We start from the raw sequence: 24,404 nt of genomic DNA, 5'->3' as shown, positions 1-24,404 counted from the left end.
GATGACGAGCCGGCCAGCGTCCATCCATGCTAGGAAGGCTCCCTTCCGCGAGGAGAAAGATGGCAGGACTTCATTACGAGGACTTCACCGTCGGCCGCGTGTTCGAGCACGAATGGACCCGCACCGTCACCGAGATGGACAATGTCCTGTTCAGCTCGCTCACCATGAACGTCCAGCCGCTGCATCTCGACGAGGAGTTCGCCTCCAAGACCGAGTTCGGCCAGCGCATCGTGAACAGTCTGTTCACGCTCGGCCTGATGATCGGCATCACCGTGAACGACACGACGCTCGGCACCACCATCGCCAATCTGGGCATGACCGACGTGCGCTTTCCCAAGCCGGTCTTCCACGGCGACACGCTGCGGGTGCGGACCAGGGTCGTGAGCCTGCGCGAGAGCAGGTCGCGGCCCGATGCCGGCATCGTCGAATTCGCCCACGCCGCGATCAACCAGCGCGGCGAGATCGTGGCCGAATGCACCCGCCAGGCGCTGATGCGCAAGAAACCCAAGGACTGAGACCGATGCGATCCTTCCTGTTCGTTCCCGCCGATTCCGAGCGCAAGCTCGCCAAGGGCCCCGCCTCCGGCGCCGACGGCTTGATCCTCGACCTCGAGGATTCGGTCGCCACCGACCGCAAGACCGTCGCGCGCGACATGGCGCTGGCCTATCTGAACGGCGCCGACCGCGCCGGCCCGAAGCTCTACGTCCGCGTCAACGCGCTCGACACCGGCCTGACGCTGGGTGACCTCGCCACCGTCATGCAGGGCAAGCCCGACGGCATCGTGTTCCCGAAATGCGTCGGCCAGGCCGATCTCGACCTTCTGTCGAACTATCTCGACGCGCTCGAAGCGCGCGAGGACATCGAAGCCGGAGCGACCCGTATCCTGACCATCGCCACCGAGAGCGCGGCGGCGATCCTGGCCCTCACCGCCGCGCCGGCCAGGCACGCCCGCCTGATCGGTCACTCCTGGGGCGGCGAGGACCTGATGGCCGATCTCGGCGCGCTGGCGAAGGGCCCCTCGCCCGGCGTCTACGACGACACGTTCAAGATGGCGCGCACGGTCAACCTGATGGCCTCGGTCGCGGCCGGCGTCACCGCCTACGACACGGTCTATCCCGACATCCGCAACGTCGAGGGGTTGCGCGCCGAGGCGCACGACGCGCGGCGCATGGGCTATGGCGGCAAAATCGCCATCCATCCCGACCAGGTCGCCATCATCCACGAGGTCTTCACGCCGACCGAGGCCGAGATCGACTGGGCCAACCGGGTCATTGCGACGTTCGAGGGCAATCCCGGTGCCGGCGTCCTCACGATGGACGGCAAGATGCTGGACAAGCCGCATCTCGTCCTGGCGCGCCGCCTGGTCTCTCGGAAAGGGGGATGAAGGACAATTTCGGCCTCCTCGCGACCCTCGACCGGCTGTTCGCGGGGGACCGCAATTCGGTCCTCTCGCTGAACGAATTCCTCGAAGGGTTCGAAGGCCGCTCCTACGCCTTCGCGGTTCTGGCGATCAACATCGCGAACATCATCCCGTCGGGAATTCCCTGGCTGTCGACGATCACCGGCGTGCCGATGCTCTATGTGCTCGCGCAATACTTCGCCGGCCATCCCGTCCCGTGCCTGCCCGCCACGATCGGCAAGCGCGGCCTGCCGCGCGGCAAGCTGCAGGATTTCCTGAACCGCGCGCGGCGCTTCATCCGCTGGCTCGAGAACACCGTGCATGCACGCTACGAGGGATGGGTGAACGGCGTGCCGCGCCGGCTGCTGCTCGTCGCTTTGTCGATCGACGTGCTGATTCTCGCCCTGCCGATCCCCTTCGATAATTTCTTCCCGGCCTGGGCGATTCTGTTCTTCTGCTTCGCCCTGATCGAGGATGACGGCGTGATGGCGATGTTCGGCTGGGCGATGACGGGGGTCACTGCCTGCTGGACCGTGTTCCTCCTGATGGTCGGCCACGCCGCCATCTCAGCCGCAATTTCGACGCTGCGGGCCGCCATGTTCGACTGATGACGAACCATGTCGACACTTCCCGCAGCCTGCTTGCCGCCCTCGACCGGGGAGAATCGCTGCCGGCACATTGGTACACCGATCCCTCGATCACCGAACGGGAGATCGCGCACGTCTTCCGCAAGAGCTGGAACTACATCGGCCCGCTCTCGCAGTTGAAAGAGATCGGCGACTACGTAACCGGCTATGCCGGCCGGGTGCCCGTCGTCGTGCTGCGCAACGAGCAGGGCCTGGCCGGCTTCGTGAACGTCTGCCGCCATCGCCGGCACGAAGTCATGAAGGGTCGCGGCAATGCCAAGAGCTTGCAATGCGGCTACCACGCCTGGACTTACGATCTCGACGGCGGCCTCAAGCGCGTGCCGCGTTCGCAGTCGGAGCCGAACTTCAGTCTCGCCGACTTTCCCCTGCTGCCGATCCGCGCCGAGGCTCTGGGCCCGTTCGTCTTCGTCAACCTCGACCCCGAGGCACCGACGGCCGCGTCCCGCTACGGGCCGGTGCTGAACCTGATCGCCGAGAGCGGCGTCGTGCTCGACACGCTCGTGCCCTACAGCCGCGAGGAATGGCAGTCGAACGCCAACTGGAAGACGATGCTCGAGAACTATCTCGAATGCTACCACTGCGCCGTCGCCCATCCCGGCTTCAACGCCGCCATCGACGTGCGCCCGGATGTCTACACGCTGAAGACGCACGGCTATTTCTCGAGCCAGACCGGACCGGTGCGACCGGCGGCGCTCGCCGGCAAGGCGAAGATCGAACTGTACGACGTGTCGGGTGCGGTGACGCAGTCGCAGTATCACTTCCTGTGGCCGAACGTGACCATCAACATCAATCCGGGCTTTCCCAACCTGTCGATCGACGTGTGGACGCCGGACGGGCCCAACGCGACGAGGGGTGTTTCCGAGCAGTTCTTCGGTCCTGGTGTGAGTGAGGCGTTCGCAAAGTCGCTCGTCGCCTTCAACAAGCAGGTCGCGGCCGAAGACGATGCGCTGACCGATTCGGTTCAGCGCGGCCTGCTGGGCGGGCTCCCCGACACCGGCCGCTTCCTGACCAACAGCGAACACCTCGTCATCCACTTCCAGAAGATGATCGTCGAGGCCGTGGGCGAGTCCTAGCTTCCGTCGTCTCTAACAGGCCGTCGAGAAAGCCGGGTCTTGGCGAATAGTCTTGGCGAATAAACGAAACAAACGAAATAAACGAATCAGACGAAATGAGAGTCGCACCCCTGGAACAGGTATCCTGGTACCGTTGGTGGGTCGATGTTTCTCGTCGGCACCTGCAAAAACCCGTTCCAACAGCCTGCTGACCCGTTCTATTCCGATCTAATACGACCGCGGCAGCCCGAGCACGTGCTCGGCGACGAAGTTCAGGATCATGTTCGTGGAGATCGGCGCCACGGTGTAGAGCCGCGCCTCGCGGAACTTGCGCTCGACATCGTATTCCTCGGCGAAGCCGAAGCCGCCATGGGTCTGCACGCACATCTCGGCCGCCACCCACGAGGCTTCCGACGCGAGCATCTTGGCCATGTTGGCCTCGGCGCCGGCGTTGATGCCGGCCTCGTACATCGCCGCCGCCTTGCGCACCATCAGGTCGGCCGCCTCGATCTGCGTGTAGGCGCGCGCGATCGGATACTGCACGCCCTGGTTCTGGCCGATCGGTCGACCGAACAGCTTGCGCTCCTTGGCGTAGTTCACCGCCCGCTCGACGAACCACTTGCCGTCGCCGATGCACTCCGAGGCGATCAGCACCCGCTCGGCGTTCATGCCGGAGAGAATGTAGCGGAAGCCCTGCCCCTCCTCGCCGATCAGGTTCTCGGCCGACACTTCCATGTTGTCGAAGAACACTTCGGTGCTGTTGTGGTTCATCATCGTACGGATCGGCCGGATGGTCAGGCCCTTGCCCAGCGCGGTCCGCATGTCGACCAGGAACACCGACAGACCTTCCGTCTTCTTCTGGGTCTGGTCGCGCGGCGTGGTGCGGGCGAGCAGCAGCATCAGGTCGGAATGTTCGGCGCGACTGGTCCAGACCTTCTGGCCGTTCACGACGTAGGTGCTGTTGTCCTTCTTCACCGCCGTGGTGCGGAGGCTCAGCGTGTCGGTGCCGCTCGACGGTTCGGTGACGCCGAACGCCTGCAGGCGCAGTTCGCCGGTGGCGATCTTGGGCAGGTATCGTTCCTTCTGCTCCTTGCTGCCGTGCCGCAGCACCGTGCCCATGATGTACATCTGGGCATGGCAGGCGGCGGCATTGCAGCCGGCCTTGTGGATCTCCTCCAGCACCGCACTGGCCGCCGAAATGCCGAGCCCGGCGCCGCCATATTCCTCGGGGATCAGGATCGACAGCCAGCCCGCTTCGGTCAGCGCCTTCACGAAGGCCGTCGGATAACCCCGCTCGCGGTCGAGCTCGCGCCAGTAGGCGCCATCGAACTTCAGGCAGAGCTGGCGAACGGCGTCGCGGATCTCGGGGTGCGTCGGAGCGTAGGGATTTTCCATGGCGCGCAAGCTAATGCGCGCCCTCTCCCCACGCAATCCGGCCGAGGCGGTCGACCAGCGGACCGTGGATTTCCGGACCGAATCCGTCGACCGTGGCGACACGCTGCGCGGTCACGCCGTCCACCGCGCCTGCTTCCTTGACGATCGAATCGGTGACGAAGAAGTCCCGTTCCGCGGTCAGGAATTTCGCGATCGTGGGACGCCAGTCGGGACGCAGCACGGCGAGCGCCGCCATCAGCCCGTAGGCGCCCCAGTTCGAAACGCCGGCGACGACGAGGTGGTCGCACGAAGTCACGCAGGCGATCTCGGCACCGTTGGGTACATGTTCGGCGATCAGGCCGGCCGGCAGCTTGCCCATGCCGACCTCGTTGCCGCCGTCGCCGACCGCGAGCTTCGCCCATGGCCCGCCCTCGAACAGAGAATCGAGCGGCAGGGTCCAGGGCGAGACGTCGACCCCGCGCATGTTGCGCGGCTTGCCGTCGGCGCTGCGCCCGCAGCGCTCGATGGCGACGACGTGGGAGAGACGGTCCCGCCGCCAGAGCGCGATCGTCTCCTCGATGGCGCCCTCCTGCCCCAGCACGATTTCGTCGACCGTCACCATCTCCTCTGTCGCGCGCACGGCCGAGCGCACGGCCTCGACGCTCGGCGTGTCGACGGCGATGCGGGCCGGCACGCCGCAGGCTGCCAGCGCTGCCGCGAGCAGCGCGGTGCCCACGGGCCCGTCGGTCTCGGGCGCCGCCACGTCGCCACGCGGCACGAAGAAGCCCGTGATCAGCCCGACCCGCGTGGCCGTCGCCAGCGACGCCGCCGCCCCGGCGAGGCCGCCGCGATTGGCGTCGATCAGGGCCTGGGTCTTGCGACCGACGTCGCGGCATACGAGGGCCTCGATGGCTTCGAGGCGGCGATCCTGCTCACTTGTCCTTGGCGACATAAACTCCCTTCCAATCCACCGGCGAATCGTCGATCAGCTCGGCGAGTCGGCCGCGCATCATCGCGTAATAGGTCTGCCGCCAGCCAGCCGCATCGGCGGCCGCCTGGCATGTATCGATCATCCCCAGCGCCTCGGCGAAGGCGCCGGAGCGGTAGAGCTTCAGGAACGCCGCCTGCCGTTCGACCAGCGCGGCATGGGCCGACGCCTTTGCGAGGTCGGCATTGCCCAGCAGCGCATGGATGCGCTCGGGCTCGGTCTTGCCCTTCACGGTGACGAGGTCGATCTCCAGCGTCGCATAGTCATCGACCTCCTCCCGCGTCTTGCGGCCGATGATGATGCCGACCCCGTAGGTCTTGCACTGGCCTTCCAGGCGCGACGCCATATTCACGTCGTCGCCAAGGCAGGAATAGGTGAAGCGCTGGGTCGAGCCGAAATTGCCGACCGAGGCCGGGCCGGTATTGAGCCCGACACCGATGTTCACCGGGATGTGCTTGCGACCCTCGGCCTCCGCTTCCGCCTTCCATTCCTCGTTCAGCACCACCAGCCTTGCCTGCATGGCCAGCGCCGCGTCGCAGGCGCGCGCGGCATGGCGCTCGACCGGCAGCGGCGCGTTCCAGAACGCCATGATGGCGTCGCCCATGTATTTGTCGATCGTGCCTTTGAGCCCGAGGATCAGGTCGGTCATCGGAGTCAGGAAGCGGTTCATGAACCGCGTCAGCCCCTGCGGATCGAATTGCTCGGAGATGGTGGTGAAGCCGCGCACATCGGTGAACATCACCGTGATCTGGCGCTGCTCGCCGCCGAGCTGCAGCAGGCTCGGGTTGCGCGCGAGCTGCTCCACGAGGTCGGGCGACAGGTACATGCCGAAGGCGCCACGGATCTCTGCCCGCTCCCGCTCGGTACGCATGAAGGCGAGCGAGGTGCCGCCGACATAGATCGCCGCCAGGGTCACCGGCGGATAGATCGGATCGAACAGCAGGTGGTACTGCGAATAGGCGAGCCATGGCACGACCAGCCCGGCGCCGATCAGGATCGCGGCGACGAAGGCCATCTTGCCAGCCGACAGGCGCGGCAGCAGCAGCACCATCAGCAGGCCGACCGCCGCGAGATAGAGGAATTCCGCGCCGTCGGCATAGTCGGGCCGGGCGAGGAACCGCTGCTCGATCATCTGCTCGGCGAGCTGGGCATGGACCTCGACGCCCGGCACGCCGTCCTGCACCGGCGTGTTGCGCAGGTCCTTCAGCCCGATGGCGCTGGTGCCGACGAAGATCACCTGGCCTTCGAGCTTCTCCGCCGGCACTTCGTCCTTCAGCACGGCGCGGGCCGAGATGAAGCGCTCCGCCCGGGGGCCGGTATCGTAGAGGATGACCCGGCCGCGGCCGTCGGTCGGCACTTCGAGATTGCCGGTCTTGATGGCCACGATCCCGGTCTTCTCGCCGAACGACAGCTCGCCGCTCGCCCCCGACGACTTGATCAGATAGGACGAGGCCTCCTGCGCCACCCGCAGCGCCTCGATCGACAGCGCCGGGAACAGCCCCTCGTAGCCGGCGACGCGGAACAGCATCGGCACGCGGCGGATCACGATCGTGTCGAGGTCGGTGTTGACGCTGCCATTGCCCTTGGCCGCGGCTTCGAGAATCTCGATGGATTTCACCGTGCCGCCCTGTTGCGGCAGGAACTGGCTGGGCTGGTCGCCGGCGAAGGCCACGCCGTGGAAGGTGCGCGGCGGATTGCCCGTACCCTTGAGGTCGAAGCCGAAGCCGGTGACGACTCGCGACCGGGCCATCGCCTCGGCCAGCAGCTTGTCGTTGTCCAGCGCCGCGGCCGCGAGCTTCTCCAGCGTCGCGGCATCGGTTAAGGCCGCCAGGTCCTGCACCATGCGGCTGGGCGACGAGCGATCGGGCTCGGCGAACACGGCGTCGAAGGCCACGACCGCCGCGCCCTTCTCGGTGAGCTTGTCGACCAGCCTCGCGATGATCGAGCGCGGCCACGGCCACTGGCCGTATTCCCGCAGCGCCGCCTCGTCGATGTCGACGATGCGCACCGGCGTTTCCGGATTGTAGCGGCGCGGCTCGATCCGCTGGTAGCCGTCGAAGGCGAAATCGCGGATGCGCGTCACCGCACCCGGGTCGGCGATGCGCAGCACGAGCGCGCCCAGCAGCACGAACATGGCAACGACGACCGGCGCCCGTCGCGAATTGATGCAGCGCAACAGCCAGCTCACGCGCCCACGTTCCCCTGATCCCCCGAGAACTTCACTTTACAGAGTATGCAGCGCGAGCCAAATAGCGCGACCTTGCCGCACGCCCCCAGCCAGACCGCCCTGCACGGCATCTACTTCAAGATGAGCGCGCTCGTGCTGTTCTGCACGATGGACGCGATGGTCAAGGGGCTGGGCGGCACCTACGGCTCGTTCCAGCTCATGGTCTTCCGCAGCGCCGTGGCCCTCGTGCCGGTCGCGGTGCTGATCTGGCATGCTGGCGGCGTGCGTGTGGTGCGCAGCACCCGGCCCGGCCTGCAGGCGCTACGGGTCGGCATCGGTTTCTGCAGCATGTTCGGCTTCTTCTACGCCTTCCCGCGCATGCCGCTCGTGGATGCCTATGCCATCTCCTTTTCGGCACCGCTGTTCATGGTGGCGCTGTCGGTGCCGATTCTCGGCGAGCCGGTCGGCTGGCGGCGCTGGACCGCGGTCGGCGTGGGCTTTGCCGGCGTGCTGGTCATGCTCGATCCCTTCGCCATCGAGTTCCACCTGGTCTCGCTGGTCATCCTGGCCGCGACCTTCTGCTACGCGCTCTCGACCGTGCTGGTCCGCAAACTCAGCCGCCACGATCCCGACGTCGTGACGCTGTTCTGGTTCGCCATCGTCGGCACCGTCGTCTCGATCGGCTGCGCCATCCCGGAATGGAAGTGGCCGCCTCTGCTCGACTGGGTCTGGTTGCTCACCCTTGGCCTGCTGGGCGGCTGCGCGCAGGTCCTGATCACCCGGGCCTGGCGACTCGCCCCGGCCGCCATCCTGGCGCCGTTCGACTATACCGCCATCGTGCTCGCCATGGCCTACGGCTACCTGTGGTTCAGGGAGGAGCCGTCCTGGACGGTGTGGTACGGCCTGCCGCTGGTCACCGGCTCCGGCCTCTACATCCTCCACCGCGAGCGGGTTCGGGCGCGGGCCCTCCGGAAAACCCCAATCTCCTAGGGTTTTTGTCGGGATTGACGAATCGCCTCGCCCACCACATCTTGTAGGCATGACCGACACCACCTTTTCCGTGACGTCCAACGCGGCCAAGCGGATCGCCTTCCTGGCCTCCAAGGAGCCCAAGCCCGTCATGATGCGGGTGGCGGTCCTCGGCGGCGGCTGCTCGGGCTTCCAGTACAATTTCTCGTTCGAGGAAGCGCGCAACGAGGACGACCTCGTCATCGAGCATGACGGCGCCGCCGTCCTGGTCGACGCCACCTCGCTCGAGTTCCTCAAGGGCAGTCAGCTTGACTATGTCGAGGAAATGGTCGGCTCGGCGTTCCAGGTGAAGAACCCGAACGCCACCTCCTCCTGCGGCTGCGGCAACTCTTTCAGCGTGTGAGCCGAGCGAAGCTCGGCTGCTGATCGGCCAGACATCGCTCAGCGATGTCTGGGAGCGCCGAAGAACGAACGACCACTCTGACCCTATCGCCCCGCAAGACGGGGCCCTCCCATTCGAATGGGAAGCGGTTGATCCCGTCCGCGTTGCGGCTGCGGCTTCTTCTTCCCCGTCGGGCAGGCTGGTAGCGTCCCGGCCGACAGGGAGCTTCAATGAACATCGGACGCCGTACCTTCGCCTTCTCGGCCGCGAGCCTTCTTGCCTTCCCCGTGACAGCGCAGGAGGCATGGCCCTCCCGGCCGGTCACCCTCGTGGTTCCCTATCCGCCAGGCAATGCCGCCGACATCAGCGGCCGCCTCCTCCTCGAACCGCTGTCGACCGAGATCGGACAGCGTCTGGTCATCGACAATCGCGCCGGCGCCTCGGGCATCATGGGCAGCGCCGCTGTCGCCCGCTCGGCGCCCAATGGCTACACCCTGCTGCTCACGTCCAATTCGCCGATCGCCAGCGGCCCCTGGGTGACGAAGAACGTGCCCTATGTCGTCGAGCGCGACTTCACGCCGATCGCCGGTATCGCGCGCGGCGCCCTCGTGTTGCTCGCCGCCTCCGACGTGCCGGTCAGCACGACCGCCGAGTTCGTGGCCTATGTGAAGGCCAATCCCGGCAAGACGAGTTACGGCTCGTTCGGCCAGGGCAACCTCAACCACCTGATCATGGAGATGCTACGGCTGCGCCTCGGCCTCGACATGGTCCATGTCCCCTATCGAGGCAGCGGCCCGGCGCAACTCGACCTCGCTGCCGGTCGCATCCAGTTCCTGTTCGACGGCGCCCCCGGTGCGCTCGCCCGCATCAAGGGTGGACAGGCCAAGGGCATCGCCGTCTCGACCCTGAAACGCTCGCCCACCCTGCCCGACATGCCGACCTTGGCCGAATCGGGCCTGCCCGAGCTGCGCGGCATGGATGCCGGCGGCTGGGTCGGCCTGTTCGGACCGGCACAAACACCGGGTCCGATCGTGGATCGCCTCAACGGCGTCGTGCGGGCGGTTATTCCCACGGCGCAGGCCAAACTGCTCGAACAGGGTCTGGAGACCTTCACCGACAACAGCCCCGCCCACTTCGCAGCCTTCGTGCGCGCCGACAGCGAGAAATGGCGGCAGGTTGTGCTGGAGGCGAAGATCGAGCCGCAGGAGTGAGGCGTGCTATGAGGGCGGGAAGAGAGGCAGCCTGAACTCATGAAAATCGCGACCTGGAACGTGAACTCCGTCCGCAAGCGCACCGGCAATCTGGTGGCGTGGCTGCAGGAGGCCAAGCCCGACATCGTCGTGCTGCAGGAGATCAAGGCGCAGGAGCCGCAGTTCCCCACGCTCGAGGTCGAGGCCGCGGGCTACAAGGCGGCGATCGTGGGCCAGAAGGGCTTCAACGGCGTCGCCTTCCTGTCCCATCACGCGTTCGACGTGACGGCGCGCGCCCTGCCCGGTGCCGCCGAGGACGAGCCGGCGCGCTATGTCGAGGGAAAGGTCTATACGCCGCGCGGGCCGCTGACGGTCGGCGGGCTCTATCTACCCAACGGTAATCCGGTCGGCACTGAGAAGTTCGCCTACAAGCTCGCGTGGATGGAGCGCCTGCTCGGCCACGCGCGTGAGCTGCTGGCGCGCGAGGAGATGTTCGTGCTGTGCGGCGACTACAATGTCTGCCCGACCGAGATGGACGTGTTCGATCCGAAGGCCTTCGCCGGCGACGCACTGTGCCAGCCTGAGTCGCGGGCGGCGTTCCGCAAGCTGCTCAATCTCGGCCTGACCGACGCGGTGCGGGCGTTCCATCCCGATAGCGAGCAGTACACGTTTTGGGACTACCAGGCCGGCGCCTGGCCCAAGGGCAACGGCCTGCGCATCGACCACCTGCTCCTGTCCCCGCAAGCCGCCGACCGCCTCACCGCGGTGGGTATCGACAAGGCCGAACGCGGCAAGACCGAACCGTCGGACCACGTCCCGGTTTGGTGCGAACTGGACGTGGCGGCTTAGTCGTCAAGGGAGCGCGCCACTGGCGCGCTCCCATGAGCATTACTCCGCGCCGGCGCCGATGACGCCGCCGTCGGCGATGATGCACTGGCCGCAGATGAAGTTGCCGGCCTTGGAGGCGAGGAATACCGCGACGCCGCCGATGTCGTCGGGCTGGCCGATGCGCTTCAGCGCCGCCTTGCCTTCCTGTGCCGCGCGGATCTGCGGATTGTCCCACAGCGCCTTGGCGAAGTCTGTCTGGATCAGGCCGGGCGCGATGGCGTTGACCCTGATGTTGTGCTTGCCCCACTCCATGGCCAGCGACTTCACCAGCGAGAGATCGGCGGCCTTGCTCATGTTGTAGGCCGCGATATGGGCCGAGCCGACCAGGGCGCCGATCGACGAGACGATGATGAAGGCGCCGTCGCGGCGCTCGGCCATCTCCGGGCCGATCATGTTCATCAGCCACAGGTTCGACATCACGTTGTTCTGCATGATCTTCTGGAACACCTCGTCCTTCAGGCCGCTGAGCGGGCCGAAATACGGGTTGGAAGCGGCGTTGCAGACCATGATGTCGATGCGGCCATAGGCCTTGCGCGCCTCGGCGACGAGGTTCTCGAGCTGGGCCTTGTCGGAGATGCTGGCGGCGACCGCCGTGGCCTCACCGCCCTTGTCCTTGATCGCCTTCACCACCTCCTCGCAGGCCGGGAGTTTGCGGCTCGACACCACGACCTTCGCGCCGTGGGCTGCCATCTGTTCGCAGATCGAGCGGCCGATGCCACGGCTACCGCCGGTTACCACGGCCACCTTGCCGCTGAGGTCGAACATACTTGCGTTGGTCATGTCGGCGTCTCTCTTCCCTCGGGTTGCTTAACGATGCACCCGTTGAGATACGCCGATCGGCGTCAGACGAGCAAGCCGCTGCCGGCGTGGCTCATGAGGTCGAGTTGGACCAGCAGGTCGTTGAAATCACGGTCGCCGCCGCCATACGTGTCCTCGAAGCCGAACGTGTTAGCGCCGTAACTCCACAGATGCGTCACCGGCTGGCCGCTGATCACCTCGTTGCCGCCCGAGAAGCCCCAGTAGGTCTGGCCGTGCGATGTCAGCGAGAAGGCGATGATATCGCCCCGGTCGACGTTGGTGATCTGGGTTTGCGAGAACTGCCCGTAGCCCGGACCGTTTATGACGGTGCCGCCGCCTGCGACCGAATAGGCGCGCCCGGCGGCGGCGGCGGCATAGCCTGCATCGCCTGGCGCCAGACCGCCGATGTGCCCGCTCAGGTCGTCCACACGATAGAGCGTGAGATGCTGGTCGTAGACGCCGTTCTGGCGGATCCGCACGACGGCGTTGACGTCGTCCTGACCGAGCGGCGTCTCGGCAACCACGACCGGCCGCGCCACGGTCACGCCGCCGCTCGAGGAACCCCAGGTGACGAATCCGTAGTCGTTCGTATCGTTCGCCTGATACAGCCCGGCTTGCGAATTGTTGAAGGACATGCCCATCAACTCGCCCGCGGCGACCTGCATCGACCCCGGCGTGGCCTGCGATGCGCCATCGAGCAGCCGGACCAGGTCCGGCGAGAAATCGAACTGCATCACCTTCTCGGCGAGACGGGCGTCCCAGGCGATGCTGGACGAACCGCCGAACTCGAACAGGGCGCCCACGCCGTTCACCGCCACGTTGGCTCCGTTGGCCAGCGTGGACTGGACCAGCAGCGTCTGGTCGGTGTTCACGGTGCCCGAGACGGTGTTGTGGGACGACAAGACCCGATCGTCCACGCCGTAGAGCTCGTGATTGGCGATGGTCGCCAGGGCGCGGGTGAGCAACAGACCATCGGGCGTGCCGAGACCGGTCGTGAGGTCGTATCCCTCGCCCGACTGATAGCCGAGGCCGGTGGGCACGATGTACGCGTTCAGCCCCTGGTCGAAGATAGCGTAGGGCGTGTCCTTGTCGGCGATGAAGTAGCTGGAAATGTTGTTGCCCAGCGTCACATCGTTGAAGGCGCCGGGGGAGATCGCGGCGGCCTGATAGAGAATGTCGTTGTAGAAGCCGAGATTGGGCAGGCCGATGTCGTGGAAGACCGCGTCCATCTGGGCCGTAAGCGAAGCCCACATGGGCGTGGCCGAGCTGGTGCCGGCATTGGCGCTGTAGGTCGGGTCGCCCTGGAGATAATACAGCACGTAGTAGAACATGCTGCCGCCGCCGAGCGCTGCCACATCGGGAACGCCGCGACCGGTCCTGCCGTTGGAGACGTCGACCGGCATCAGCCCGAAATCGAGCTGATACTGCGGAATCGCCTGGGTGGTATCGACGCCGCCGGAGCCGGAATAGTTGCTCGAATAGTCCTGCGCCCCCATCTGGCCGTTGGTGATGACGTACTGGTTCCAGATCGCCTCGGTCAGGGCCGCTACGCCGGCCAGCGGCTGCATCAGCGGGAGCGACGGCAGTTGGGTCGGCAAGACCTTCAGGCCGGACTGCGCCAACCCGAACAACGTGGTGGGATCGAGGTTCAGCGCATTGCTCACCAGCGTCGCGATGCTGGAATCCAGCATGGCGGTGTTGATGGGCGACAGCGAGGTCGCACTGACCACGAGCGACCAGCTGTTGAGATGGGTGTCGCGGCCGTTGGTGACGCCGTTGGCATATTCCTGGCCCGAGCCGCCATCGCCGGCCGACATGGCAATGGTGACGTTGCGCAGCGCCGCGTCCTGCATCAGCTGTTCGTAGGCCCACGCGAAGGGGCTGTCGGCCGCATAGCGGACCATGTCCGAGAACGACGAGGTCAGCGCCACGGGCTTATTGACCTCGTCCCAGATCGCCTGCTGGGTCGCCGCGAAGGTGGTCGCATCACCCTTCAGCTTGCTGTAGAAAATCATGTCGCTGGTAGGGGCCGCGCCCGAGACGATCGAGACGTCCAGCGTCATTTCCGACTCGGTGTAGCCCTTGCCGTCGGTGGCGATGGTTCGGAGCAGTTCGTCCCGGGTCAGCGGGGCGATCTTGAGGATGTCCGTCCGGTAGGCGTTCAGCTGCGTCAGCAGCGACTCGTAGGTCGCGTCATCGAGCTGCGGCTCGACGAGACCGATGTTCGGAGTCTCGATGACCGTCTGCAGATCCTTCGCGTTCAACGGATAGTTGTAGTAGTCGGCGATGGCCATCGGCGTTCCGGTGACGCCGTACTTGTCCTGGCCGTAGTCGTAGTTGGCCGTGCCCTGCTGCCCCTCCTCCAGGACCACCCCGCTCCCGCCGACCTGCACTGGAACGGCAGCCACGTTCTGGTCGACCCAGAAGCCGCCGACATCCGTGGCGATGCTATCGGGAAGTGTGAGCGAACCGGCCCACACGGTCGCGATCTTGTTGTCCTGGGCGTCCTTCAGGACGTGCAGTTCCTGACCGAAGATACTCTGGAAGGCGGCGTTGTCGACCTTCACCCAGATCGTCCGCGATTCCGCCGTGGAGATGTAGCCCCCGGTGTCCAGAACCACCGCGCCACGATTGACCAGTTCGGTCTTGACCGCATCGTAGGTCGCCGTGTCTGCCCCGTACTGCGACCAGAAATCGGCCTGCTGGATGGCGGTCTGGCGCTCGCCCCAGCTGCCATTGAGGATCGAAGAGGCATCCTCGGCGCGGTTGAGCACCACGGCGACGATCAGGGACGCGTTCGGGTCGCCGGAGGAGTGGTCAGCTTGGAACGCTGCCTTGATCTGCTCGAGGCTGCTCGACTCCACGGTGCTTTCGGGTAGCAGGCCATAGCTGGTGGCCTGCAGAAACGTCGAGTTGTCGATCTGTGTCGTCATGGGCGCACTCGAAAAGCGAAAGCGTTACAAAATCATTGCGGTCATGCCGCAAGGTAAAAGGGAAATTCATCGCACCGCTGGAGTGAAGAGTTTCAAGAGGTGCAACCGCAGGAAATCGACCATCACCGGTCGTCCCCGCTTCGTTCGGTCGGCAAATTCACACCGTCTGATCGATGCCGGTCAAGGAACTGGTCGATGGGCATCGCGGAATCTCAGCGAGAGTCTTCGTCTTGTCGCAAGAGTCGGTGTGACGCGAGCAGCGCGACGGATCTGATGGAACGGTCAACGGACTCCCTGGCAGGCGAGAGATCCTTCGCTTCGTTCAGGATGACACGAACGGCAGCCGTGCGCCGACACGCCCCTACCGCGTCAGCAGCGCGATCAGTTCGACGTGTGCCGACCACAGGAACTGGTCGATGGGCATGAGTTTCTCCAGCCGGTAGCCGCCATCCTGCAGGGTGCGGACGTCGCGGGCGAAGCTGGCAGGGTCGCAGGAGGCGTAGACGATGCGCTTCACCTTGGAGGCCACGAGTTCGGCGCATTGCGCGGCCGCACCGGCGCGCGGCGGGTCGAGCACGACGGCGTCGAAGGCATCGAGTTCCTTTGTGCTCAGCGGCCGCCGGAACAGATCGCGCAGCTGCACGGTCACGCGGTTGCCGCCCAGCTTGCGCGCCGCTGCATCGACGGCGGCAACCGACGGACGGTCATACTCGAAAAGGCTGAGCTTGCCCGGCTTGCCGAGCGATAGCGCACCGATGCCGGCGAAAAGGTCGGCGAGATGCGCGGCCTCCCCGGCCCAGGCGTTGACGCCCGCACGCATCACCAGCTCGGCGCGCTTGGTCGCCTGCAGGAACGCGCCCGGCGGCGGCTCGATCGTGACGTCGCCCAGGATGAGCCGCGGCGTGCGGCGCACCAGCACCGGCTCGGCCGTCGCTCGGTCGCCCCAACTCACGCGCGCCATATCGGCGCTTTCGGCCAGCGCGATCAGCGTCTCGCGGATCGGCAGCGTCAGGTCGAAGCGGCGGTGCGGACGGATCAGCACGTCGAGGCCGGTGTCGGTCTCGTTGACCACGGCATCGGCCGAGGTGCCGTCGCGCAGGATGGCGGCCATCGCCGATCGCAGGGGCGCGAGGGCGGCGTTGATCTTCGCACTCGCCACGACGCAGGTGTCGATGTCGACGACGGTCTGGCTGGCGCGTTCGTGGAAGCCGGCGAGGATCCGCTTGCCCTCGCGCCGCAGCACGATGTCGGCGCGGCGGCGCTCGCCCGGCTCGCAGCCGACTGGCGCCTCGAAGCGCGGGGCCTTCACACCGCGCTGCGCCAGCGCCTTGGCGATCAGTTCGCTCTTCCAGCCGGTATAGATGTCGCGCCGCCAATGCTGCAGCGCGCAGCCGCCACAGGTGCCGAAATACGGGCACGGCGGCGTCTCGCGGTGGCGCGACGGCGCCAGCACCTCGACCAGTTCGCAGGCGATGCCGTCGCCGCGCTTGTCGAGCGGCTCGGCCTCGACCGTCTCAGCCGGCAGACAATACGGCACGAAGTAGCGCTTGCCTTCGAGATCGGCGACGCCGTCGCCGCGGGCGCCGACTTCCAGGATGTCGAGCGTGATGCTCACGATGAACCTTCCGCCGGGTCTCAGCCCAGCCAGCTCCTGGCCGGCCTCATCTCGCCGACCAGCAGGCCGACGACGTTCTTGATCTGCGGATGCAGCACGTCTTCGCGTTGCGCCGCCGGCAGCGCGCCGAGATGATCCAGCAGCGCCGCCATCGCGACCTCGCCCGCCCGACCCGCGCCGTCCCAGACCTTCAGGGCCACGCCGAGGCCCAGGGTCGGCAGCATGCCGCAGAACACGCCCTCGGCGCCGGTCTTCACCTGGATGACGCCGGGCGCGGCCTCGTTGATGCGGGTGCAGAAGCGGCCGCTGCCCGCGACCATGAAGGGCTCGGCGTTCATCGCCTTGCGGATGCGATTCGCGGCGTCGGCGCGCTTGCTCGACAGGCGCGACGGATCGGCCATCGACGCCATCGCCTGCGCCAGGCTTTTGAGCGGTGTGGCGAGCGTAGGAATTCCGCAGCCATCGGTGCCGTGTGGAAAGGCGTCGGCATCGAGGCCGCACAGCGCGCTCATCGTCTCGCGCAGCCGGCGCTGCACCGGATGGTCGTACTGGATGTAGCCCTTGGTCGGCTCGCCATAGTGCACGGCCGTCGTCAGGAAGCCGCTATGCTTGCCCGAGCAGTTGTTGAACGCCGCCGTCGGCAGCGTATTGGTGCGGGCCAGCGCCTCGATGCTCGACTGCAGGCGCGGCGCATGCGTGCCGCATTCGAGATCGGCTTCGCTCAACCCGACCTTTGCCAGCCAGGCGCGCACCGTCTCGACATGGCGGGTCTCGCCGTTGTGCGAGGCGCAGGACAGCGCGACATGCTCGTCGCCGAGGCCGAAGCGCTCGACCGCGCCGCTCTCGACGAAAGCCATTGCCTGGATGGGCTTGTTGGCCGAGCGCGGCAGAATCGCGGCCTCGATGTCGCCCCACGACTCGACCACGGTGCCGTCGGCCTTCACCACCGCGGCGATGCCCTCGTGCCGGCTCTCGACGACCGGCCCGCGCGTGACTTCGATGACGACAGGACCTCGGCTCATCGCGCGCGCTCCAGCTTTACCACGGTGATATTGTCCTGATGTTCCTTGGCCGCCGCCAGCACCGCGGCGACGATGCGCTCTGCGGGAAGGGCGGCCTGCGCGAGCAACTGTTCGCTGCTGAGACTGTGCACGCCGTCGCTGCACACCAGCAGGCGGGCGTCGGGGCCCAGCCGGCGGTTGCCCCGGTCGATCAGGGTGAGCGGCTCGCCCATCACCGCCTCGCGCAAGGTATGCCGGCCGGGATGATGTTCGGCGTCCTCGGCCGAGAGCATGCCGCGGGCGACCAGCGCGTCGATCTGCGGCGCCATCGAATGATCGGCATTGAGCCGGACGATCTTGCCCGCCTCGACCAGATAGAAGGGTGAATCCCCGACGCTGATCCAGCGCACCTCGTCGCCGCGCAGCTGAGCCGCGACCAGGGTGGCGCCCATGCCGGTGAGTTCATGCCGGGCGAGTGCGCCGCGGCCGACCGCCTGGTTGGCGTCGTTCAGCCCGTCGTCCAGCCCGCCGCCCTGCTCCATCGCATGGATGAAGGCATCGACCGCGAGCTGGCTCGCGACCGCGCCGCCAGCATGGCCGCCCATGCCGTCGGCCACCACCGCCAGCAGCGAGCCGTCGCCCAGCGTCACCAGACGCCAACTGTCTTCCTGGTAAGGACGGGCGCCCTGATGCTGGCCGCCCTCGCCCCGCCACCGCGTCGTCATGTCTTTCGAAAGTCCTTCAGTGCCAGACCGCCGGGAGCTTGCTGAGGCCGCGCAGGGTGAAGCTGCGGCGCCAGGCGGGCGCGTCCTTTTCGGGCAGGGTGAGGTTGGGCATGCGCTCGATAAGCGCCGCGAACACCAGCTCGGCTTCCAGTCGCGCCAGCTGCGCGCCGAGGCAGTGATGGATGCCGCCGCCGAACGACATTGGCCGGATATGCTCGCGGCCGACATCGAGCCGGTCGGGATCGGGATACTGCGCCGGATCGCGGTTGGCCGCGCCCAGCAGGGCGACGATGCTCTGCTCCGCGCCGATCGTCACGCCGCCCAGTTCGACCTCGGCGTGGGTGACGCGGCCAGTGATCTGCACCGACGAGTCGTAGCGCAGCAGCTCCTCGACCGCGTTGGGGATCAGCGACGGGTCGGCCTTGAGTCGCTCCCACTGATCGCGGTTGCGATGCAGCGCCAGCAGGCCGTTGCCGATCAGGTTGGTGGTGGTCTCGTGACCGGCGCCGAACAGCAGGCCGATATTCGCCTGCAGTTCCTCGGCCGACAGCTTGTCGCCCGCCTCCTCCGCCTTCACCAGCTCGGTGGTGAGATCGTCGCGCGGCTCGCGGCGGCGCAGCTCGCACAGCTGGTTGAAATAGACCCCGGCCATCTGGGTGTTGCGGTTGGCCTGGTCGAGCTCCTCGCGGGTCATCGGAACCGGTTCGAGGATGCGGCCGTTAACGTTGCTCCCCGCCAGGAAGGGTGCGCGATGCTCTTCGGGAATGCCCAGCATGTCGCAGATCACGATGACCGGCAGCCGGTGCGCCAGGTCGCGCATCACGTCCATCTCGCCCTTGTCCGCGACCCGGTCGAGCTGCTCGTCCACCAGTTCCTTGATGCGCGGCCGCATGTCGGCGACGCGGCGGGCGGTAAAGGCCTTGGTGACCAGGCCGCGCAGGCGCGTGTGATCGGGCGGATCCTGCACCAGCATCGTCTTCGCGAGGCTCGCCACCGCAGGCTCGTTCATCCGGTCGGTGCCGTAGCGGCGGCGCATGTTGCCTTCGAAGTCCTTGCCGAAGCGCTTGTCGCGGAGCGAAAGCGCCACGTCGTCGTAGCGCGTGATCAGCCAGAAGCCCTGCGGCGTCTTCAGCACCGGCGCCGCCTCGCGCAGCCGCCGGTAGAAGGGATAGGGGTCGGCGATGAAGGCCGGGTCGAGCGGATTGAACTCGAGGTCCTTCGCAGGGGCGGTCGGCTGGGCGATGATGTCCATCCCTCCCCTCTACCACGAAGCCCCTTGCCGCGCGAACGAGCGAGCCCCTAGCATCCCTCCATGTTTGCACTCACCCAGGGACTCCGCCGCGCCGTCCAGACCCGCCCCAACGGCATCGCCACATCCTTCGCCGGCCGCCGACGCACCTGGCAGCAGAGCGCCGACCGGATCAGCCGGGTGGCCGGCGCACTTTCCGCACTGGGCGTGCGCCGCGGCGACAGGGTGGCCATCCTCGCCCTGAACTCCGATCGCTATCTCGAACTGATGTACGCCCTGCCCTGGATGGGTGCGGTGATGGTGCCGGTGAACACCCGGCTGGCGGCGCCCGAGATCGAATACATCCTGAACGATTCCGGCGCGGCCGCACTGTTCGTCGACACCGGCATGTCGCACCATCTGAAGGCGCTCGACGGCCGCACGCCGTCGGTGCGCGAGGTCGTGTGGCTGGACGATCTCGCGGGGCCCGACGGCATCCTCCATTACGAGGACCTCACCAGCTATGAGGCGATGGAGGATGTCGGTGCCCATGACGACGATCTCGCCGGACTGTTCTATACCGGCGGCACCACGGGGCGTTCCAAGGGCGTGATGCTCACCCACACCAACCTGGTGGTCAACGCGCTGAACGGCGTCGCCGGCATGGGCTTCGATGCCGACACCGCCTATCTCCATTCCGGGGCAATGTTCCATCTTGCCGACGGCGCCTCGACCTTCGGCGTCACTTTGTCGGGCGGACGCCATGCCTTCGTGCCGCGCTTCGAGCCGGTCGAGGTGCTGCTCACCATCCAGACCGAAAAGGTGACGCACGCGCAGTTCGTGCCGACCATGATCAACATGCTGGTCAACCACGAGCGGTTCGACGAATTCGACATCGGCACCCTGTCCTTCATCCTCTACGGCGCCTCGCCGATGCCGGAAGGTATCGTGCGCAAGGCGATCGAGCGGATGCCGCAGGTTCGCCTGATGCACGGCTACGGCATGACCGAGGCCTCGCCCATCGTCACCCTGCTCGATCCGCGCTACACGGTGCTGGACGGTCCCTTTGCCGGTCGCCTGAGATCGTGCGGCCAGGCGGTGCTCGCCTGTGAGGTCAAGATCGTCGATGCCGACCGTCTCGAAGTGCCGCGCGGCACAGCCGGCGAGCTGGCCGTCCGCGGCGCCAACGTGATGAAGGGCTACTGGAACAAGCCGGCCGAAACCGAGGCGGTGCTGGAGGACGGCTGGTACTATTCCGGCGACGGCGCCACCATGGATGAGGAAGGCTTCGTCTTCATCGTCGACCGGCTGAAGGACATGATCATCTCCGGCGGCGAGAACGTCTATTCGGCCGAGGTCGAGAACGCGATCTCGACGATGCCAGGTGTCGCCGAGGTGGCGGTGATCGGGGTGCCCGACGACCAATGGGGCGAGCGGGTCCATGCCATCATCGTGCTCCGGCAGGGCGCGTCGCTTACGCCCGAAGACGTGATCGACCATTGCCGCAACCAGATCGCTGGGTTCAAATGCCCACGCAGCGTCGACTTCCGTGACACGCCTCTGCCGCTGTCGGGCGCCGGCAAGGTCCTGAAGCGCGAGTTGCGCGAGCCGTACTGGAAGAACCTCACCGAGGCCGTGAACTGATGCCGACGATTCCCTACTTCGACTGGATCGCCCACCATGCGGGCCGGCGTCCTCACCACCTCGCCATTCACGACCTCCATATGGGACGGAAACTCTCCTACGCCGCTCTCGATGCCCGAATCGGCCGGCTGACCGCAGCGCTGGCGGCACGGGGCATCGCGAAGGGCGACCGCATCGCCCTGCTCGCGCCCAACTGCGCCGAATACTTCGAGCTGCAATTCGCCTGCGGCCGACTGGGCGCGATCATGCTGCCGCTGAACTGGCGGCTCACCGTGCCGGAGCTGGAGTACATACTGAGCGACTCGAGCCCAAAGCTGCTGATCCACGACAAGGGCTTTGCGGAAGCAGCCGCAGCGCTGTCGGAGCACCTGCTCGAGATAGACCACGAGCGGCCCGACGGCGCTTACGAGCGGGCGCTTGCCGAGGACGGACCGGCGCCCCCTTCCGCGGCGCTGACGCACGACGATATCGGCATGGTCATGTACACGTCAGGCACGACCGGGCACCCGAAGGGCGCGATCATCACGCACGGGATGGTGTTCTGGAACTGCGTGAATCTTGGCATTCCGGCGCTGATCACGCCCGAGACGGTGCAGCTCGTGGTGCTGCCGCTGTTCCATACCGGCGGTCTCAACTGCTACGCCAATCCGGTGCTCCATGCCGGCGGCACCATCGTGATCATGCGCACCTTCGATCCCGGCCAGGCGCTCGATTGCCTTTCCGATCCAGCGCTCGGCATCACCCACTTCTTCGCGGTGCCGGCGCCCTACCAGTTCATGATGCAGCATCCGAAGTTCGCGGAGGCCGATCTCTCGCGGCTGCGCATCGCCGGCGTTGGCGGCGCCCCTTGCGCGCTCGCTATCCTCGAAACCTGGACCGCCCGCGGCGTGCCGCTCGTGCAGGGCTGGGGCATGACCGAGACCAGCCCCGCCGGCACCATGCTCGATGCCGCCGACGCGATCCGCAAGCTGGGATCGGCCGGCAAGGCGATGATGCACACCGCGATCCGCGTGGTCGACGACGAGGGTCGCGACGTGGCGGCGGGCGGCATTGGCGAGCTGCTGATCAAAGGTCCCAACATCACGCCGGGCTACTGGAACAATCGCGCCGCGACCGAGCGCAGCTTCACCGACGGCTGGCTGCATACCGGCGATGCCGCGCGGCTCGACGAGGAAGGCTTCGTCTACATCGTCGACCGCTGGAAGGACATGTACATCTCCGGCGGCGAGAACGTGTATCCCGCCGAGGTCGAGAATGTGCTGTTCCAGATCCCCGCCATCGCCGACGCTGCCATCATCGGCGTGCCCAACCAGCGCTGGGGCGAGGTCGGCATGGCGATCGTCGTGCGCAAGCCCGATCAGGACCTCGCCGAGGGCGACGTGATCCGCCACTGCCTCGGACGGCTAGCCAAGTTCAAGGTCCCGCAGTCCGTAACCTTCGTCGATGCCCTCCCGCGCAACGCCACCGGCAAGGTCCTGAAGCGGGAATTGCGCGTCCAGTTCGTCGGGCAGAACGCCCCGGCGATCAGCTAGGGCGGCTCGCTCGTTGTCGTCCTGAGCAGCGCGAAGGACTTTGCGGAGCGACCAGAGGACTCCGTTGCCGGCGCGAGATCCTTCGCGTCACTCAGGACGACATGAAGGTCAAACCAGCGGCACGTAGTCGTACTCGCCGACACCTTGCATGATCAGGAACGTGAGCGACGCGGTTCCGCCGTTAGTCACGAGGTGCGGCCTCCCGGGCGCGGCGACGAAACTCTCGCCGGGGGTCAGGATCACCTCCTGCTTGGGCTGCTGCAGGAAGAGCCGCATCGTTCCCTCGACCACATAGAACGTGTCGCTGATGTTGTTGTGGAAGTGCCAGGGTACCTTCTGCGTGGGCGAGAGCTGCAGCTCGGCGACCCGGAAGCCCGGCCGCTGGAGGTGGTAGGCACGCCGCTCGACCTCGTAGAGGTGGCTGGCATCCTTCACCGCTTCGAGTGTCCTCGGTGCCGTCATCGTCGATCCTCCTTGCTGGAGTGCCCGGTCCGGTTTTCACTGTGTCTTGAACGTCGCAAGCCTTAAGAACGGGCGCGATCCCGTCAAGAAAACAGTTCGATCAAATAGGGTCTTTCATGCTCACGATCTATGGCGTCTACCGGTCCCGCGCGTCACGCAACATCTGGCTGGCCGAGGAACTCGGCATCCCGTTCAGGCAGGTGCCGGTGATCCAGCACTATCGCACCGTACCGACCGGAATGCTGCACACCCAGTCGCCGGAATTCCTGAAGATCAATCCGAACGGCCTCATTCCCTCGATCGACGATGACGGGCTGGTGCTGCATGAATCGCTCGCGATCAACCTCTATCTCGCGCGCAAGCACGGAGGCCCGGTCGCCGGCGCGACCGTCGCGGAGGAAGGCCAGATCGCGATGTGGAGCCTGTGGGCCGCGACCGGCGTCGAGCCGCACGCGATCAACGTCCTCTATCACCGCATGGGCAATCCGAACGGCGTGAAGGACCCGAAGATCGCCGACGCCGCGGTCGAAGCGCTCAAGGGACCCTTCGCCGTGCTCGACAAGGCGCTGACCAAGAGCGGCTGGCTGGTGGGCGACCGCTTCACCGTGGCCGACCTCAACGCCGCCGAGATCGTGCGCTATGCCCAGCCGGCCCCGGAACTGTTCGAGGCCGCGCCACGCGTCAAGGCCTGGCTTGCCGCCTGCCAGGCCCGCCCCGCCTTCAAGAAGATGTGGGCCGCCCGCGACGCCGAGCCGGCCTAGAGGTCAGCTTGCGGGCGCCGCCGCGGTCAACGTCGCAAGACGCGCCGTGGCGCCCGCGACCGCTTCGGCCGAGAACCGGTCGGGATAGGTCAGCACCAGCTGCTCGCCCGTCATCTCCACCATGCCGTTCGCGACCAGCAGTTCGAAGGATTCGGGCGGTTCCTTGCTCTTCGCCCAGTCCTCCAGGCAGGCGACCACGCCCTTGCCCTTGAGCTTGAGACGCGTCCGGCTCGCGCGGGTGGCGCGACCGTTCTTCTGCGTCAGCAGCTGCTCATAAGCCGCCAGCGTGCTGTAAAAGGCCCGTTCCAGCGGATCTTCCTTGTCGGCGCCTTCGAGTGAGCAAAGCTGGTCGAAGGCCTGCCGCCAGATGTCGTCGCGCCCCATGCGCTTGGCATTCTGCATCAAGGTGCGCAGATGCTCGGGATCGGTGTAGCTCGAGATGGGCTTGGCCATCGTCTGCTTGACCCCGACCGGCGCCTTCGCCTTGGCAACCGGCGCTTGCTTCGTATGTTTGGCCACGATTACTCCTGCACAATTGTCCGGCACTGGATGTGCAAGAGTTCGGACCATATCACATTGTCCGACGTGAACCTCTCATTGTTCACATCGCGAAACCCGCAGCCTTGGCTGCTTCAGTTGCACTGCAAAT

General features: G+C 66.5%; 22 protein-coding genes. 11 read left to right on the top strand and 11 right to left on the bottom strand.

Features of this window, described 5'->3' with window-relative positions; genetic code table 11:
• The first annotated feature begins 59 nt into the window (after window positions 1-59).
• Genes ACT6UX_RS04185 through ACT6UX_RS04170 form a run of 4 tightly spaced genes read left to right on the top strand, consistent with a single transcriptional unit; the run spans window position 60 to window position 3,119 of the window.
• Complete coding sequence (locus tag ACT6UX_RS04185; RefSeq protein ID WP_444773886.1) at window positions 60-515, top strand: MaoC family dehydratase; 456 nt, start codon at window positions 60-62, stop codon at window positions 513-515.
• A 5-nt stretch (window positions 516-520) separates the two neighbouring features.
• Entirely contained in the window at window positions 521-1,384 is an 864-nt protein-coding gene (locus tag ACT6UX_RS04180) for an HpcH/HpaI aldolase/citrate lyase family protein (RefSeq protein WP_444773885.1), read from the top strand.
• Window positions 1,381-2,007 (top strand): exopolysaccharide biosynthesis protein, encoded by a 627-nt coding sequence (locus tag ACT6UX_RS04175; RefSeq protein ID WP_444773884.1) that lies wholly within the window; start codon window positions 1,381-1,383, stop codon window positions 2,005-2,007. Before ACT6UX_RS04180 ends, ACT6UX_RS04175 begins: the two co-directional genes overlap by 4 nt.
• Window positions 2,007-3,119 (top strand): aromatic ring-hydroxylating oxygenase subunit alpha, encoded by a 1,113-nt coding sequence (locus ACT6UX_RS04170; protein ID WP_444773883.1) that lies wholly within the window; start codon window positions 2,007-2,009, stop codon window positions 3,117-3,119. Before ACT6UX_RS04175 ends, ACT6UX_RS04170 begins: the two co-directional genes overlap by 1 nt.
• Window positions 3,120-3,326: 207 nt before the next feature.
• Here the strand turns inward: ACT6UX_RS04170 and ACT6UX_RS04165 are convergent, their stop codons facing one another.
• From ACT6UX_RS04165 to ACT6UX_RS04155, 3 genes are read right to left on the bottom strand one after another with little or no spacing between them, the layout of a single operon-like run.
• Window positions 3,327-4,493, bottom strand: coding sequence for an acyl-CoA dehydrogenase family protein (locus tag ACT6UX_RS04165; RefSeq protein WP_444773882.1), 1,167 nt, complete (start codon window positions 4,491-4,493; stop codon window positions 3,327-3,329).
• Window positions 4,494-4,503: 10 nt separating this feature from the next.
• Window positions 4,504-5,424 (bottom strand): glutamate cyclase domain-containing protein, encoded by a 921-nt coding sequence (locus ACT6UX_RS04160; protein WP_444773881.1) that lies wholly within the window; start codon window positions 5,422-5,424, stop codon window positions 4,504-4,506.
• Window positions 5,405-7,648, bottom strand: a complete 2,244-nt coding sequence (locus ACT6UX_RS04155; RefSeq protein WP_444773880.1) for a CHASE2 domain-containing protein — start codon at window positions 7,646-7,648, stop codon at window positions 5,405-5,407. Before ACT6UX_RS04155 ends, ACT6UX_RS04160 begins: the two co-directional genes overlap by 20 nt.
• 72 nt (window positions 7,649-7,720) lie before the next feature.
• On the opposite strand from ACT6UX_RS04155, the gene ACT6UX_RS04150 reads away from it, so the two are divergent.
• The 4 genes from ACT6UX_RS04150 to ACT6UX_RS04135 all read left to right on the top strand — a co-directional run bounded on the left by ACT6UX_RS04150 (window position 7,721) and on the right by ACT6UX_RS04135 (window position 11,017).
• The gene (locus tag ACT6UX_RS04150) at window positions 7,721-8,617 is read left to right on the top strand and encodes a DMT family transporter (protein WP_444773879.1); all 897 of its coding nucleotides are present in this window, start codon (window positions 7,721-7,723) and stop codon (window positions 8,615-8,617) included.
• A gap of 49 nt (window positions 8,618-8,666) precedes the next feature.
• Complete coding sequence (gene erpA / locus ACT6UX_RS04145; RefSeq protein ID WP_444773878.1) at window positions 8,667-8,999, top strand: iron-sulfur cluster insertion protein ErpA; 333 nt, start codon at window positions 8,667-8,669, stop codon at window positions 8,997-8,999.
• Window positions 9,000-9,208: 209 nt separating this feature from the next.
• The gene (locus ACT6UX_RS04140; RefSeq protein WP_444773877.1) at window positions 9,209-10,189 is read left to right on the top strand and encodes a Bug family tripartite tricarboxylate transporter substrate binding protein; all 981 of its coding nucleotides are present in this window, start codon (window positions 9,209-9,211) and stop codon (window positions 10,187-10,189) included.
• Window positions 10,190-10,228: 39 nt separating this feature from the next.
• Window positions 10,229-11,017: an exodeoxyribonuclease III gene (locus tag ACT6UX_RS04135; protein WP_444773876.1), complete on the top strand. Its 789-nt coding sequence runs from the start codon at window positions 10,229-10,231 to the stop codon at window positions 11,015-11,017.
• A 39-nt stretch (window positions 11,018-11,056) separates the two neighbouring features.
• Here the strand turns inward: ACT6UX_RS04135 and ACT6UX_RS04130 are convergent, their stop codons facing one another.
• From ACT6UX_RS04130 to ACT6UX_RS04105, 6 genes are all read right to left on the bottom strand, one after another.
• Window positions 11,057-11,836, bottom strand: coding sequence for an SDR family NAD(P)-dependent oxidoreductase (locus tag ACT6UX_RS04130; RefSeq protein WP_444773875.1), 780 nt, complete (start codon window positions 11,834-11,836; stop codon window positions 11,057-11,059).
• Between the two features lie 62 nt (window positions 11,837-11,898).
• Window positions 11,899-14,787, bottom strand: a complete 2,889-nt coding sequence (locus tag ACT6UX_RS04125) for a DUF4114 domain-containing protein (protein ID WP_444773874.1) — start codon at window positions 14,785-14,787, stop codon at window positions 11,899-11,901.
• Between the two features lie 361 nt (window positions 14,788-15,148).
• Complete coding sequence (locus ACT6UX_RS04120; RefSeq protein WP_444773873.1) at window positions 15,149-16,402, bottom strand: class I SAM-dependent RNA methyltransferase; 1,254 nt, start codon at window positions 16,400-16,402, stop codon at window positions 15,149-15,151.
• A gap of 20 nt (window positions 16,403-16,422) precedes the next feature.
• Window positions 16,423-17,424: an asparaginase gene (locus tag ACT6UX_RS04115; protein ID WP_444773872.1), complete on the bottom strand. Its 1,002-nt coding sequence runs from the start codon at window positions 17,422-17,424 to the stop codon at window positions 16,423-16,425.
• On the bottom strand, window positions 17,421-18,128 hold the full coding sequence (locus tag ACT6UX_RS04110; protein ID WP_444773871.1) for a PP2C family protein-serine/threonine phosphatase: 708 nt from the start codon (window positions 18,126-18,128) through the stop codon (window positions 17,421-17,423). The genes ACT6UX_RS04115 and ACT6UX_RS04110 overlap by 4 nt, the downstream gene beginning before the upstream one ends.
• Window positions 18,129-18,144: 16 nt before the next feature.
• The gene (locus ACT6UX_RS04105; RefSeq protein WP_444773870.1) at window positions 18,145-19,380 is read right to left on the bottom strand and encodes a cytochrome P450; all 1,236 of its coding nucleotides are present in this window, start codon (window positions 19,378-19,380) and stop codon (window positions 18,145-18,147) included.
• Between the two features lie 60 nt (window positions 19,381-19,440).
• Here ACT6UX_RS04105 and ACT6UX_RS04100 point away from each other — a divergent pair, with 60 nt between their 5' ends.
• Window positions 19,441-21,000 (top strand): acyl-CoA synthetase, encoded by a 1,560-nt coding sequence (locus tag ACT6UX_RS04100; protein WP_444773869.1) that lies wholly within the window; start codon window positions 19,441-19,443, stop codon window positions 20,998-21,000.
• Window positions 21,000-22,532, top strand: a complete 1,533-nt coding sequence (locus tag ACT6UX_RS04095; RefSeq protein ID WP_444773868.1) for an acyl-CoA synthetase — start codon at window positions 21,000-21,002, stop codon at window positions 22,530-22,532. Before ACT6UX_RS04100 ends, ACT6UX_RS04095 begins: the two co-directional genes overlap by 1 nt.
• Before the next feature lie 108 nt (window positions 22,533-22,640).
• On the opposite strand, the gene ACT6UX_RS04090 is transcribed toward ACT6UX_RS04095, so the two are convergent.
• On the bottom strand, window positions 22,641-22,994 hold the full coding sequence (locus ACT6UX_RS04090) for a cupin domain-containing protein (protein ID WP_444773867.1): 354 nt from the start codon (window positions 22,992-22,994) through the stop codon (window positions 22,641-22,643).
• Window positions 22,995-23,110: 116 nt separating this feature from the next.
• Here ACT6UX_RS04090 and ACT6UX_RS04085 point away from each other — a divergent pair, with 116 nt between their 5' ends.
• Window positions 23,111-23,755, top strand: a complete 645-nt coding sequence (locus ACT6UX_RS04085) for a glutathione S-transferase family protein (protein ID WP_444773866.1) — start codon at window positions 23,111-23,113, stop codon at window positions 23,753-23,755.
• Window positions 23,756-23,758: 3 nt separating this feature from the next.
• On the opposite strand, the gene ACT6UX_RS04080 is transcribed toward ACT6UX_RS04085, so the two are convergent.
• A complete protein-coding gene (locus ACT6UX_RS04080; protein WP_444773865.1) occupies window positions 23,759-24,274 on the bottom strand; it encodes a hypothetical protein in 516 nt (171 codons plus the stop codon).
• Between the last annotated feature and the right edge of the window lie 130 nt (window positions 24,275-24,404).

The sequence above is a fragment of the Reyranella sp. genome (assembly GCF_052439685.1).
GTDB lineage: Bacteria > Pseudomonadota > Alphaproteobacteria > Reyranellales > Reyranellaceae > Reyranella.
The sequence above is the reverse complement of the archived record's forward strand: the minus strand, read 5'-3'. Positions and strand labels throughout refer to the sequence as shown.